The sequence below is a fragment of the Kribbella albertanoniae genome, assembly GCF_004348455.1.
Classification (GTDB): domain Bacteria; phylum Actinomycetota; class Actinomycetes; order Propionibacteriales; family Kribbellaceae; genus Kribbella; species Kribbella albertanoniae.
In genome coordinates this window covers 1-12,007 of sequence record NZ_SMKA01000280.1, presented here as the reverse complement: position 1 = coordinate 12,007, position 12,007 = coordinate 1, and the positions used below count along the sequence as shown (strand labels likewise).

The window sequence follows — 12,007 nt, the reverse complement described above, 5'->3', positions numbered from 1 at the left end:
GCGGCGGCCCGTCCGGCAGTGGAGGATCGCAGCGGGACATGAACCGCGACCGCCAGCGTGACCAGCGCCAGTTCCGTGATGACGACCGGCGCGACCAGACCAGACGAGACTCGGACGGACCACGTGGCAGCAGCTGACAACGTACGAAGCGCTCCGCGCACCTACGGCAACTGGCGGCAGCCCGCCTCGGCGGGGATCGCCGGCCTGGGATCGCTCGGTACGGCCATCATGATGGGTGGCCTGCTGGCCACCATCTTCTCGATGATGGCCGGCGGCATCCTCGGCGCCGTGATCTGCCTGCTGGTCGTCGGCGTCGTCCTGCTGCTGCTGATGACCAAGGACAAACACAACCTGTCCGCCCTGCAACGGCTCTCGACTCGCATTGGATGGCAACGAGCAAAGATGGCGAAACACAACATCTACCGTTCCGGTCCGCTCGGCCGCACCGCCTGGGGCAAGTTCCAGATCCCGGGTCTGGCCGCCGCCTCGCAGCTGAGTGAGTTCAAGGACTCGTACGGCCGGCCGTTCGCGCTGCTGTTCTATCCGAGCACGCGGCACTTCACCGTCGTGATCAACGCCGAGCCGGACGGCGCGTCGCTGGTCGACGAGGAGCAGATCGACATCTGGGTCGCGCACTGGGGACAGTGGCTCGCCTCGCTCGGCCATGAGCCGGGCATCGTGGCCGCTTCGGTGACGGTGGAGAGTGCACCTGACACCGGCATCCGGTTGCGCCGCGAGGTCAACCACAACATCCAGCCGGGCTCACCGGCGATCGCGCAGGCGATGCTCGCCGAGGTCGTGCAGAGCTACCCGGAGGGTTCGGCGCTGGTGTCGGCCCGGGTCGCGCTGACCTTCAAGGGCACCGACCGCAACGGCAAGCGGCGCAAGGAAGACGACATGGGCCGCGAGCTCGCGTCCCGGCTGCCCGCCCTCACCCAGAGCCTCAACGCCACCGGCGCAGGGGCGGCCCGCCCGGTCACCGCGCAGGAGCTGTGCGAGACGATTCGGATCGCCTATGACCCGGCGTCCGCCGTACTGATCGATGAGGCGCGTAGCCAGGGCATGGCGCCGGAGCTGCAGTGGACCGATGTCGGACCTGCAGGTACGCAGGCTTTCTGGGACAAGTACCGGCACGACTCCGCCTGGTCGGTGACCTGGCAGATGACGCAGGCGCCGCGTGGCGAGGTGTTCTCGTCGGTGCTGTCGCAGCTGGTCGGACCGCACAACGACATCGACCGCAAGCGCGTCACGCTGCTCTACCGGCCGCTCGACGCGGCCACCGCGGCGCGCATGGTGGAGGCGGACAAGCGCAACGCAACCTTCCGCGCCACGACCTCCGACCGCCCCACGGCCCGCACCATGGCCGAGGCCCGCGCGGCCGACCGGACCGCGCAGGAAGAGGCGCGCGGGGCCGGCCTGGTGAACTTCGGCATGGTCGTCACCGGGACCGTGATGACCGCCGAGCAGATCCCGGACATGATCGCTGCCATCGACAACCTCGGGGCGACCGCGCGCGTGCTGCTGCGCCCGGCGTACGGCTCACAGGACTCCGCGTTCGTGGCCGCGCTACCGCTCGGCGTCGTGCTGCAGAGCCACCTGGCCGTCCCGGCCGGTCTACGGGAGGCCCTATGAGCAAGAAGAACGAGAAGACCACCGACCCGTCCCGCGGCGGCAAGCGGCCGATGCCGCGCGGCTGGCCAGGCATGGGCGGGGGCTACTCGACGTACCTCCAGGCTCCCCAGGAATGGCGCGGTACGACGGTCCAGGTCTGCGGTCTCTGGCCCTTCGCAGCCGGCACCGGCAGCCCCATGGTCGGCGTACCCATCGGCCGCAACATCCTCTCCGGCGCCACCATGTGCTGCGACCCGATCAGCTGGTTCATGCGCGCCAAACTGATTTCTAATCCATCAATGTTTGTATTAGGAAAACCGGGTCTTGGTAAATCGACTATTACCCGAAGAATGGCATTGGGATTAGCTGGTTATGGTATTCAACCACTAGTTCTTGGCGATCTCAAGCCGGATTACAAGGACCTGATCGAGGCGCTGGGTGGGCAGGTTATTCAGCTGGGTCGTGGCCGGGGGCATCTGAATATTCTTGATCCCGGGGAGTCCCGGGAGGCTGCGTTGCGGTTGACCGGGAAGGCGCGCGAGGCGATTCAGGCCGACGCGCACGGGCGGCGGCAGACGATGGTGTCGGCGCTGATCTCGATCATGCGGTCGGCGCCGCCGACGGACCGTGAAGAGACGATCATCGACGAGGCGCTGAAGGTCCTCGACGAACGGCATACCGGTACGCCGGTGCTCCGTGATCTGCTCAAGGTCGTGCAGGACGCGCCGGACCGGGTCCGGAACGTGGCTCTCGACCGCGGCAGCCTGGATCGGTACCGGCAGATCACCGAAGGTCTGGAGGCCTCGCTGATCGGTCTGGTCGGGGGTGGCCGGCTCGGTGAGATCTTCTCCGAGCAGACCGACAACCCGATGAAGATGGATCGTCCGGTCGTCTTCGACGTCTCCAATATCGACGACTCCGAGACGAATCTGCAGGCCGCCGTACTGCTGGCCTGTTGGTCGTACGGGTTCGGCGCGGTGGCCGTCTCGCAGGCGCTCGCCGATGCGGGGCTGGAGCCGCGGCGGCACTACTTCGTCATCCTCGACGAGCTGTGGCGCGTGCTGCGGGCCGGGCGGGGTCTGGTCGACCGCGTCGACGCGCTGACCCGGTTGAACCGGCAGCGCGGTGTCGGGATGGCGATGATCTCGCACACCATGTCCGACCTGCTCGCGCTCGAGCACCCCGAGGACCGGATGAAGGCCAAGGGTTTCGTCGAGCGGTCCGGCATGGTCATCTGTGGCGGTCTGCCGCGGGCGGAGATGGACAACCTCTCCGAGGTCGTGCCGATGTCCGAGGAGGAGAAGAACATGCTCATCGGCTGGCAGGACCCACCCGCGTGGGACCCGGCGACCGGTGAGGAGGCCGCACCTCCTGGCCGAGGCAACTTCCTGGTCAAGGTCGGTGGCCGGCCGGGGATCCCGGTGCACGTCGGCCTGACCTCGGTCGAGCGCGAGATCAACGACACGAACAAACTCTGGAAGACCGGTGCCGACGGACGGCCGTTGAAGGTCGAGGTCGCACCGGACGGGACCGAAGCAGTCGTCGAGGAGTACACCTTCGACGACCCGGCGATGCTGCCGCCGCCCGACCCGACCACCCGGGTCGTCGCGCGGCCGGAGGTGACGAACAATGGCTGACGGAAAACGCACCACCGGGCCAGGCGGCCTGTCGATCGAGACGGTCCTGATCTTCATCGGCTGCGGCGTGTTCGTGGTCGTCGTCGGCGGTGTCTGGGGTGCGCTCAAGGCGGCCGCCGCGATCGACGGCACCCGCGCCGTACCGGGTAACCCGGTCAGCGCGCTGACCCAGCTGATCCAGGGGCGACTGCGCTGGTCCGGCGCGGCCACCGGCGTACTGATCCTCGAGATCGTGCTGCTGATCCTGATCGTCGGTCTGGTCTGGTTCCTGCTCCGGCGCCGCAAGGAGTCGGTCGGCCGCGTCGACAAGCAGGCGTTCCTGATGTCGAAGCGGTCCGAGATCTACAAGCTCACCCGCGAGGGCGCGCAGGGCATCGCCGACCGCCTCGGCGCCGGCCACGCCGGTCCGGGCATTCTGATCGGCAGAACCGTCCGCGACGGCCTGGAGGTGTTCGGCTCCTGGGAGGACATGCACGTCGACATCTGGGGACCCCGGACAGGAAAAACTACGTCGCGCGCCGTACCGGCGATTTTGGATGCTCCTGGGTCTGTGGTCGCCACGTCGAACAAGCGGGACATCGTTGACGCCACCCGCGGGCCGCGGCTCGACAAGGGGCCGGTGTGGGTGTTCGACCCGCAGGAGGTCTGCGAGGAGCCGCCGAACTGGTGGTGGAACCCGCTGACCTACATCACCGACGAGACCAAGGCGCGGGAGATGGCGGAGCACTTCGTCGCCTCACAGCGTCAGGTCGGCGCACAGACTGATGCGTTCTTCGACTCCGCCGGTACTGACCTGCTGGCTGGTCTGCTGCTCGCTGCAGCGGTGGCCAAGCGCCCGATCACGCAGGTGTACACGTGGCTTGCGGACCAGCGCAACGACGAGCCGGAGCGGATCCTGCGCAACACTCCAGGGCTGCAGCTGTCGGCTGACGCGCTGTCCGGTGTCATCAACGCACCGGACAAGCAGCGCGCCGGTGTGTACGGCACCGCGCAGCAGAGCGCGCAGTTCCTGGTGAACCGCAAAGTGACCCGCTGGGTCATCCCGCAAGGGCCGAACGACACGCGTCCGCAGTTCAACCCGCACGAGTTCGTCCGCAAGGGCGGCACGCTCTACAGCCTGTCCAAGGAAGGCGCCGGTACGGCGGGGCCGCTGGTCACCGCATTGACCGTCGCCGTCGTGGAGGCGGCGGAAGAGTACGCCAAGGGCTGCCCGATGGGCCGGATGCCGAACCCACTGGTCGGCGTACTGGACGAGGCGGCGAACGTCTGCCGCTGGAAGAACCTGCCCGACCTCTACAGCCACTTCGGCTCCCGCGGCATCGTGCTGATGACGATCCTGCAGTCCTGGGCCCAGGGCCAGGAGTGCTGGGGCGAGCACGGCATGGAGAAGCTCTGGTCCGCCGCGAACATCCGCGTGTACGGCGGTGGCGCGTCCGACGCGAACTTCCTCGAACGGCTCAGCAAGCTGATCGGCGACTACGACATCATCTCCAGCTCGGTCTCGTACAACGAGGGCAAGCGCGGTACCAGCCGGCAGACGCAGCGGCAGAACATCCTGGAGATCTCCGACCTGGCCGCCATGCCGCCGGGGCGGGCCGTGGTGTTCCCGTCCGGCATCCCGGCCACCATGGTGAAGACGGTGCCGTGGTTCACCCGTCCGGACGCCGGAGTGGTCAAGGCGTCGTTGGCGAAGTACGACCCGGGCGCGAAGGCGCCGCAGGTCACGCAGGGCTCGGCCAACCCGTGGGTGACCGGCGGCGCGCAGGGTGGACCGCCGCCGATGCCGACCGGCGTACCGGTGTGGGAGCAGACTGAGGAGCAGCGTCGTGGATGGTGAACAGGAACTCTTCTATCCGCATGTCGCGGCCTTCGTCGAGGACCGCCTGATCTACCTGTACTCGCGGCGGATCGGCCAGCAGTACGTGTGGTGCCCGGAGTGGTTCCGGCACGCCGAGGCACTCAGCCGGCTCGACTCGATCTGGCGCGCGTGGGAGCACCTGCGGCTCGACCCGGCGACCGGGATGTCGGTCTGGTGGCGGGACCATGCGGACCCGCACATGATGACGCTGCTCGACCCGGACGGCCCGTTCGCGGCCTGCCGGGGTGCGCACACCGACTACCCGATCCCGCCGCTCCCGGTCGAAGAGCCGCCGGCCGGGCTGTTCTTCGACCAGCGGCAGCCGAACGTGCGGGGGATCTAGAGGTCCAGGTCCAGGCCGGTGTCCTTCTCGCGCTTCTTGGTCTTGCGCGGTTGGACGAACTTCCGGGCCTCGGGCGGCTGAGCGGGACGCCGGGCCGCATCACTGGCCGGCGCCTGCTCTCCGGCATACCGGTCGGCGAGACGGTCGTCGTACGTCGCCTCCCGGTCCTCGCGGTCGCCCGCGCGCTGGTAGCGGCGGCCGGCAGCCGCAGTGGCGTCCGCACCGGGCTCGTCCGGGCGGGCGGCCGCCTCGTCGAGCAGGTGGTTGCCGTGGGCATGGTCGCTGCGCGCCTGGCGCCGTTGGGCATCAGCCAGCTCGCGGTGCCGGGTGCTCGCGGCTTCGTTGGCTTCGGCGAGCCGGATGGCTTCGGTGGTCTCCGCAGTGGCGTCCAGCTGTTCGCGACGGTCGCGGATCTCCTCGAGCTCACGCTGCTCGTGCGCAGCCTGTTCGAGCTCCTCGGTTTCGCGCTCCTCGACCAGTTCGTCGTCCTTGTCGACCATGGGCCCCACGATGCCGCATTTCCGGGGTCAGCGGGTAGCCCCTGTGACCAGCCAGGCGTCTCCACGCTCCCTGGTCACCAGGGTGAGTAGGCGGACCAGCATGAAGCCGCCGAACGCCCACCACAGCGCCACGATGCCACCGTCGAGCCACAGCACGCTCAGAGCCAGTGGAATGTACAGGAGGAGCGCTGCGACGCCGGCGATGGCCAGGTAGCGGCCGTCGCCGGCTCCGATGAGTACGCCGTCCAGCACGAAGACCACGCCGTTCAGCGGCTGCCAGATGGCTGCCACGAGGAGCACTGCCGCGAGTGTTCGCCGTACGTCGGGATCTGCGGTGAACCAGGGCACGTAAACCGCTCGCAGCCCCCAGAGTGCGAGTCCACAGACCGCACCGGACCACAGTCCCCACCACATCATCCGTCTGGTGATGGAACGGGTGCCTGCGACGTCACCGGCACCCAGCGCGCGGCCGGTCAGCGCCTGGGCGGCGATGGCGATCGCGTCGAGCGCCAGCGCCAGGAAGTTCCAGAAGGTGAAGGCGACTTGGTGTGCTGCGACGGACGTCGTACCGAGGGAGGTGGCGACGAACGTGAGCAAGATGATTGCCGCACGCAACGTCAGGGTGCGGACGATCAGCGGCACACCCATCTGCGCAGAAGCGAGGATGCCGGGCAGATCTGGCGTGAGCTTCGCCCCGTCACGTCGGGCGCCTCGGACCACCACGACGACCAGTGCGACCCCAGCAGCGGTCTGGACGAGCGCCGTACCGAGTGCGGAGCCTGCGATGTCCAGGTGCAGGCCGTAGACCAGCAGGAGGTTCAGAACGATGTTGAGGAGGTTGGCGGAGATGGCGACGACCATCGGGGTCTTGGTGTCTTGCAGTCCGCGCAGTACGCCGGTGGCGGCGAGGAGGATCAGCATGGACGGGATGCCGAAGCAGGAGATGCGCAGATAGGTCACTGCGTACTCAGCCACGTCAGGAGACGGGTTGAAGGCGTTGATGGCTTGCGGGGCGAACACGACACCAGCCAGGGCGAGTACGACGCCCAGCAGCAGCGCCAGCCACAGTCCGTCGATGCCCTGGGCCAGTGCGCCGCGGTGATCGCCCGCTCCGATCCGGCGCGCGACGGCTGAGGTGGTTCCGTACGCCAGGAACACGCAGATGCCGACGATGGTCTGCAGGACGGTCCCGGCAACCCCGAGCGCGGCCAGCTGGGGTGTCCCGAGGTGGCCGATGATGGCTGAGTCCGCGAGCAGCATCAGCGGCTCCGAAACCAGCGCCACGAAGGCGGGAACGGCGAGCCGCAGGATCTCCCGGTCCTGGCCCCCGACCCAGCGTCTGCGACTCACTGGAGGCACGTTACCCACCGGCTGTGGGGCTGCCTGTGAACAAGTACCCCGACTTTTTCTTCTCCACAGTTGTGTATTGGTGAAACCGCAGGTCAGAGGCTTGCTGGGGATTGTTGCCCACAGATATCCACAGGGTTGTTCCCAACCTGTGCACAGGCGTTCGCGGGGTTTCCCACAGTTCGTCCACACCCCCTGTGGACGGCTGGCTACCACCTGGGGACGAGACCGGCGTACGGTCGCGTGCCTGGGTACCCAGGCGGGCGGCGGAATTCTGTCGGTCGGTGCGGCTACGGTTCGATCAGGTGTTCGAACCCCGGTCGTCGGTGATTCGGGGCAGCGGCGAACGATGGAGGTCGGGCTAGATGAGCGTGGCGGAGTTCCGTGGCCAGGACAGCGGCCACGAGGAGCGCAGGCCCGAGATGGGGTTCGACCGCACACCCCCGCAGGATCTGGCTGCGGAGCAGTGTGTGCTCGGCGCGATGATGCTGTCCAAGGACGCCATCGCCGACGTCATCGAGACCCTGCGCGGGACGGACTTCTACCGCCCGGCGCACGAGTCCGTCTTCGACGCGATCACCGACCTGTATGCCCGCGGTGAGCCGGCCGACGCGATCACCGTCGCCGCCGAGCTGACCAAGCGCGGCGACATGGCGCGGATCGGCGGCGCGCCGTACGTGCACACCCTGGTCGCCTCGGTGCCGCTCGCGGCGAACGCGGGCTACTACGCGCACATCGTCCGGGAGAAGGCGATCCTGCGCCGGCTGGTCGAGGCCGGGACCAAGATCGTCCAGCTCGGGTACGCGGGTGAGGGTGAGGTCGACGACGTCGTCGACGAGGCGCAGGCCGAGATCTACTCGGTCACAGACAAGCGCACCACCGAGGACTACGCGCCGCTGAAGGACATCATGGAGGGCGCCCTCGACGAGATCGAGGCGATCGACTCCCGCGGTGACTCGATGGTCGGCGTACCGACCGGGTTCACCGACCTCGACGAGCTGACCAACGGCCTGCACCCCGGCCAGATGATCATCGTCGCCGCCCGTCCCGCCATGGGCAAGGCGCTCGCTCTCGACACCCCGCTGCCCACGCCGACCGGCTGGACCACGATGGCCGAGGTCGCCGTCGGTGACCAGCTCCTCGATGCCGAAGGCCTGCCGACCACGGTCGTCGCGGCGACCGATGTGATGACGGACCGCCCGTGCTTCCGGCTTTCGTTCTCCGATGGCAGCGCCATCGTCGCCGACGCCGAGCACCAGTGGCTGGTCGAGGACGGCGGCCGCCCGCTGATCTGCACCACCGCCGACCTGTTCACCGCGATGTCCGCAAGCCCCGGCCTGACCCCGCCGATCCCCGGCTCAGCACCCCGCCAGATCACCGGCCACGGCTTCCCGGCCGCCCTCGCCGGCGAGGGCGAGCGCCGCATCGAGTGGATCGACCGCGTCGCCGGCGTCCCCGTCCGCTGCGTCGAGGTCGACAACGCCGCCCATCTCTACCTGGCCGGCAAGACCATGATCCCGACCCACAACTCCACCCTCGGCCTCGACTTCGCCCGCTCCGCCTCCATCAAGCACGGCCTCACCTCGTGCGTCTTCTCCCTCGAGATGAGCCGCAACGAGATCACCATGCGACTCCTCTCCGCCGAGGCCAAGGTCCCCCTGCACCACATGCGCAACGGCAAGATGACTGACGAGGACTGGGCCCGCCTCGCCCGCAAAATGGGTGAAGTCTCCGAAGCCCCGCTCTTCATCGACGACTCCCCGAACCTCACCATGATGGAGATCCGCGCCAAGGCCCGCCGCCTCAAACAGCGCCACGACCTCCGCCTCATCATCATCGACTACCTCCAGCTGATGACGTCCGGCAAGAAGGTCGAGTCCCGCCAGCTCGAAGTCTCCGAGTTCTCCCGCTCCATCAAGCTCCTCGCCAAAGAACTGGAACTCCCCGTAGTAGCCATCTGCCAGCTCAACCGAGGCTCCGAACAACGCTCCGACAAACGCCCCATGGCCTCCGACCTCCGCGAATCGGGATGTCTGACCGCGGACACCCGGCTGATGCGGGCCGACACCGGTGCGGAGATCTCGCTGGGCGAGTTGCTGGCCACGGATGCGCGAGACGTCCCGGTCTGGTCGCTCGACGACCGGCTGAAGCTGGTGCCACGGACGCTGACCCATGCCTTCCCCAGCGGAGTGAAGGAAGTCCTCCGGCTGAAGCTCGCCTCCGGCCGCGAGATCAAGGCGACCGCGAACCACCCGTTCCTCACGTACGACGGCTGGAAGCCGCTCGGTGAGCTGGCACCGGGTGCCCGATTGGGTTCTCTGCGCCACGTCCCACCGCCGCTCAACGTGACTCCGTGGGACGAGGACGAGATCACGCTGCTCGCCCACCTGCTCGGCGACGGCTCATTCGTGAAGCGGCAGCCGATCCGCTATGCGAGCATCGACGAGGCGAATCTGACCGCAGTCGGCGAGGCCGCCCACCGGCGTTTCGGCATCACCCCGATCCGCGACGAGTACGCCGCCGCCCGCGTCACCACATTGCGCCTCCCGGCGCCGTACCGGCTGGCCCGTGGCAAGCGGAACCCGATCGCCGCCTGGCTCGACGGTCTCGGCCTGTTCGGCCTCCGCAGCCACGAGAAGTTCGTGCCCGACGGCATCTTCGGTCTACCGAAGGAGCAGGTCGCCCACTTCATCCGCCACCTCTGGGCCACCGACGGCTCCGTCCGCTGGGACGCCAAGGCTGGCCAGGGCCGCATCTACTACGCGAGCACAAGCCGTCGTCTCGTCGACGACCTCGCCCGCCTGCTCCTCCGCCACAACATCTTCACTCGCATCAAGGTCGCCAAGAAGCCGGGCTACCGCGACGGCTACCACCTGCACATCTACGGCGCGGCCAACCAGTTGCGCTTCTGCGACGAGATCGGTGTCCACGGCCTGCGTGGTCTGAAAGTGCTCGAGGTCGCCGCCGCGCTGCGTGACGTGAAGGGCAACACCAACCTCGACACGGTGCCGAAGGAGGTCTGGTCCCAGGTCCGCCAGGTCCTCGCCGACCGCAAGGTCACTCACCGCGAGTTCGCCGCAGCCATGGGCACCCAGTTCTCCGGCTCAACCTTGTGGAAGCACGCTCCCAGCCGTCAGCGCCTCGCGAAGGTCGCCGACGTCCTGGACTCCGCCGACCTCGAGGTCCTCGCCACCAACGACATCTTCTGGGACACCATCACCTCAGTCGAAAGCCTTGGCGAGCAAGAGGTCTACGACGCCACCGTCCTCGGCACCCACAACTTCGTGGCCGAAGGCATCGCCACCCATAACAGCCTTGAGCAGGATGCTGACATGGTGATCCTGTTGCACCGTGAGGATGCGTACGAGCGGGAGTCGACGCGGCCGGGTGAGGCGGACTTCATTGTGGCTAAGCACCGTAACGGGCCGACCGCCGACATCACGGTGGCGTTCCAGGGGCATTATTCGCGGTTCGTGGATATGGCGCACGACGGCTAGGTGAGGGTTACTTGGGCGCCTACGTCTTCTTGGTGGGCGGCTTGGAGGACTGAGGTCAGGAGGCCGGGGAAGCGGGTTTCGAAGTCTTCGGTGCGGAGGCGGACGTAGCAGCGGGTGCCTTCTTCGCGGGTGCGGGTGAGGCCGGCGGCGCGGAGGACCTTGAGGTGGTGGCTGAGGGTTGACTTGCCGACCGGGACGCGGAGGTCGCCCCAGGCCTGTTCGTTGCCGTCGGCAAGGACTCGCACGATGCCTACGCGGAGCGGGTCGCTGAGGGCCGACATCACGTCGGTCAGGTGCAGCTGGTCGACGTCCGGGTGGGGGTTCGCGGGCTTCACGGAGGCAGACTAGGTGAGGGCGAGGCCGCCGTCGACGGCGAGCACCTGGCCGGTGACCCAGCTGGTGGCCGGGTCGGCGAGCTGCACGATCCAGTGCGCGACCTCGTCGGGTTCGCCGCGGCGGCCGAGGGGGATGCGGTTCGCTTCGGCGGCCTTGACCTGGTCGACCTGCTCCTCGCTCAGGCCCGCGGTCAGCAGCGCCTCGGACTCGGTCGGGCCGGGCGCGACGGCGTTGACCCGCACGCGCTGCGGCGCGAGCTCAAGTGCCCAGCTGCGGGTGAGTGACTCGAGGGCGGCTTTGGATGCGCCGTAGTGCGCGCCGCCCGGAATCGGTCGATGGCCGAAGGTGCTGGAGACGTTGACGATCGCGCCCTCGTGCTTGACGAGCTGAGGCAGTACGGCGTGCGCCAGCAGGCTCGGCGCGGTGACGTTGACCGCCATCAACTCCTCGATACCCGCAGCGCTCAGGTCTTCCAGGGCCATCCCGATGAACACGCCGGCGTTGTTGACCAAGGCATCCACCCGGCCCCACCGATCAACCGCCGCATCCACGATTGCCGTCGGAGCAGTCACCTCTCGGACGTCGGCCACCAGGGCCTCGATCCCGGGATGCAGCGCGGCAACCTCCGCAAGCCGATCGGCCCGCCGCCCCACGCCGAGCACCTGAGCCCCCGCCTCGGCGAGCTGCACCGCCACCGCACGACCGATCCCCGAGCTGGCCCCGGTCACCACTACAACCCGCCCGTCAAACCGCCGTGCCACCACATTCACTCCATCGTTTGATGTTCGTCGACCATCGAACAATAGCAGTCGTCACCGAACCCGCTTGCGATGTGGTGTACCGACGGACGGGTAGTGGTGGGGGTTGTGCGGTGGGGG

9 protein-coding genes are annotated in these 12,007 nt (G+C 68.1%); 5 read left to right on the top strand and 4 right to left on the bottom strand.

Annotation, left to right across the window (positions count from 1 at the left end; all coding sequences use genetic code 11):
- Nucleotides 1–123: 123 nt before the first annotated feature.
- From E1261_RS37450 to E1261_RS37435, 4 genes are read left to right on the top strand one after another with little or no spacing between them, the layout of a single operon-like run.
- On the top strand, nucleotides 124–1,632 hold the full coding sequence (locus E1261_RS37450) for an SCO6880 family protein (RefSeq protein WP_202875373.1): 1,509 nt from the start codon (nucleotides 124–126) through the stop codon (nucleotides 1,630–1,632).
- Nucleotides 1,629–3,248 carry an ATP/GTP-binding protein gene (locus E1261_RS37445; protein WP_132414485.1) on the top strand — a complete coding sequence of 540 codons (1,620 nt, stop codon included), beginning with the start codon at nucleotides 1,629–1,631 and terminating at the stop codon, nucleotides 3,246–3,248. Before E1261_RS37450 ends, E1261_RS37445 begins: the two co-directional genes overlap by 4 nt.
- Nucleotides 3,241–5,085, top strand: a complete 1,845-nt coding sequence (locus tag E1261_RS37440; protein WP_132414484.1) for a type IV secretory system conjugative DNA transfer family protein — start codon at nucleotides 3,241–3,243, stop codon at nucleotides 5,083–5,085. The genes E1261_RS37445 and E1261_RS37440 overlap by 8 nt, the downstream gene beginning before the upstream one ends.
- Nucleotides 5,075–5,449 (top strand): DUF4913 domain-containing protein, encoded by a 375-nt coding sequence (locus tag E1261_RS37435; RefSeq protein ID WP_132414483.1) that lies wholly within the window; start codon nucleotides 5,075–5,077, stop codon nucleotides 5,447–5,449. Before E1261_RS37440 ends, E1261_RS37435 begins: the two co-directional genes overlap by 11 nt.
- On the opposite strand, the gene E1261_RS37430 is transcribed toward E1261_RS37435, so the two are convergent.
- Nucleotides 5,446–5,949, bottom strand: a complete 504-nt coding sequence (locus tag E1261_RS37430; RefSeq protein ID WP_132414482.1) for a hypothetical protein — start codon at nucleotides 5,947–5,949, stop codon at nucleotides 5,446–5,448. The genes E1261_RS37435 and E1261_RS37430 overlap by 4 nt on opposite strands.
- Before the next feature lie 27 nt (nucleotides 5,950–5,976).
- Nucleotides 5,977–7,299 (bottom strand): MATE family efflux transporter, encoded by a 1,323-nt coding sequence (locus E1261_RS37425; protein WP_132414481.1) that lies wholly within the window; start codon nucleotides 7,297–7,299, stop codon nucleotides 5,977–5,979.
- A gap of 362 nt (nucleotides 7,300–7,661) precedes the next feature.
- Between E1261_RS37425 and E1261_RS37420 the strand changes: the two genes are divergently transcribed.
- Complete coding sequence (locus E1261_RS37420) at nucleotides 7,662–10,793, top strand: replicative DNA helicase (RefSeq protein ID WP_132414480.1); 3,132 nt, start codon at nucleotides 7,662–7,664, stop codon at nucleotides 10,791–10,793.
- On the opposite strand, the gene E1261_RS37415 is transcribed toward E1261_RS37420, so the two are convergent.
- Nucleotides 10,790–11,128, bottom strand: a complete 339-nt coding sequence (locus E1261_RS37415; protein ID WP_238176671.1) for an ArsR/SmtB family transcription factor — start codon at nucleotides 11,126–11,128, stop codon at nucleotides 10,790–10,792. The genes E1261_RS37420 and E1261_RS37415 overlap by 4 nt on opposite strands.
- A 9-nt stretch (nucleotides 11,129–11,137) precedes the next feature.
- Complete coding sequence (locus E1261_RS37410; protein WP_202875372.1) at nucleotides 11,138–11,890, bottom strand: SDR family NAD(P)-dependent oxidoreductase; 753 nt, start codon at nucleotides 11,888–11,890, stop codon at nucleotides 11,138–11,140.
- Between the last annotated feature and the right edge of the window lie 117 nt (nucleotides 11,891–12,007).

What these genes read in the sequence shown, in the direction of transcription:
- E1261_RS37445 (WP_132414485.1), top strand. Translation starts at nt 1,629, where the DNA reads ATGAGCAAGAAGAACGAGAAGACCACCGACCCGTCCCGCGGCGGCAAG.
- E1261_RS37420 (WP_132414480.1), top strand. Translation starts at nt 7,662, where the DNA reads ATGAGCGTGGCGGAGTTCCGTGGCCAGGACAGCGGCCACGAGGAGCGC.
- E1261_RS37440 (WP_132414484.1), top strand. Translation starts at nt 3,241, where the DNA reads ATGGCTGACGGAAAACGCACCACCGGGCCAGGCGGCCTGTCGATCGAG.
- E1261_RS37430 (WP_132414482.1), bottom strand. Translation starts at nt 5,949, where the DNA reads ATGGTCGACAAGGACGACGAACTGGTCGAGGAGCGCGAAACCGAGGAG.